We start from the raw sequence: 533 nt of genomic DNA on the forward strand, positions 1-533 counted from the left end.
GCCATCGGCACCAATTCGCACGAACTGCCGATGGTGTTCGCCTGTCTCGCCGAAAACGACGAACAGCTGAAGACCGCGCAATATGACGTGCTGGCGAAATGGCAGGAGGTCTATGACGGCGAATTGCTGATCATTCTGCCCGATACGTTCGGCATGACGCAGTTCCTGCGCGACGCACCGCCCTGGGCCTCACAATGGACCGGCATGCGCATGGACAGCAAGGAGCCGGTTGCGGCGGGCGAAGAGATGATCGCCTGGTATGCGATGCGCGGCGAGGATCCGCGCAAGAAGCGCGCGATGTTCAGCGACGGTCTCGAAGTCGATCTGATGATCGATCTGCATCAGCGTTTCCGTGGGCGCATCCGCGAGAGCTTCGGCTGGGGCACCATGGCCACCAACGACTTCCGCGGCGCGCATCCGCGCGGGCTCGATTCACTCGACCCGATCAGCCTGGTCTGCAAGGTCACCTATGCCAACGGCCGCTCGGCCGTGAAGCTGTCGGACAATCCGGCCAAGACCACCGGCAGCAGCCC

At 63.0% G+C, this 533-nt stretch carries 1 protein-coding gene; it reads left to right on the forward strand.

What is annotated here, in order from left to right; all coding sequences use genetic code 11:
- Positions 1–533 (forward strand): beta/alpha barrel domain-containing protein (locus AC1DS5_RS25580; protein ID WP_477721045.1); only part of this gene is annotated, 533 nt, incomplete at both ends.

Source organism: Polaromonas sp. P4_H1, from assembly GCF_056400945.1.